The sequence below is a fragment of the Bacillus sp. mrc49 genome, from assembly GCF_002803435.1.
In genome coordinates, this window is record NZ_PHNG01000156.1 from 1 (window position 1) to 933 (window position 933).

1 protein-coding gene is annotated in these 933 nt (G+C 40.0%); it reads left to right on the forward strand.

Going from position 1 to position 933, the window contains the following annotated elements:
• Positions 1-15: 15 nt before the first annotated feature.
• A partial coding sequence (locus CVN76_RS01070; RefSeq protein ID WP_100530107.1) for a class F sortase occupies positions 16-933 on the forward strand: 918 nt, incomplete at its 3' end.

Genomic DNA, 933 nt, shown 5'->3' on the forward strand with positions numbered 1-933 from the left:
AAATGAGGTCATGATATGAATAAACTAATTCATTTCGCTTGTTTTATCTTAATAGCCATTATTCTAGTAAGTGGAACGATTTATGTGAAACAATTAATGGTTCAAGCATCAGAAACGCAAGAGCAGGATATGAAACAAGTTAAAGAAATACAAAAGGAAAATTTAAAAAACCGCATCACACTTGCAGAAGAATTCACGGTATTAAAGGAGCATAAGACAGAAAAGAAACCGCTCAATAAAAAATTCACTGGCATTACCCCAACAGATATAGCCATTCCTTCCATTGATGTGAATGCTTCAATCGAGCAAGTCGGTTTATTGGAAACAGGACAAATGGATGCCCCTTCCACTGAAGACGGTGTCGCTTGGTTTGAACCTGGTTCAAAACCAGGGGTGAAAGGGAATGCAGTATTGGCAGGGCATGTAGACAGCAAGACAGGACCCGCCATTTTTTATCATTTGAAAGACCTCGATAGAGGGGATGAAATTACGGTTAAGGACAAACAAGGAACAAAACTCACATTTGTGGTGAAAAAGAAACAAAGCTACCCACGAGACAAAGCCCCTCTTAACGAAATCTTCGGATATAGCAAAGGGCGCCATTTGAACTTAATTACTTGCACAGGCACCTTCGACCGATCAAAAGGCACGCATCAAGAACGATTGGTCGTATATGCAGAATTAAAGGAAGAACAAGCGATGCAGCTTGAAAATGAAGCGAAGCTGCCAGATGCGCCAACGAATGTAAAAATAAGCGGTGATTTGTTATCCTGGTATGCCGTACGAGAAGGAAATATTATTGGCTACCGGATATACAAAAAAGTGCCTGGAGGGACATTTACGCACATTGGAAGCATCTCAGAGTACGAACGTAAAAGTTATGTAGATAATAATGCCTCAAAAGCTCATTACTATGTCACAGCTGTTAATGAA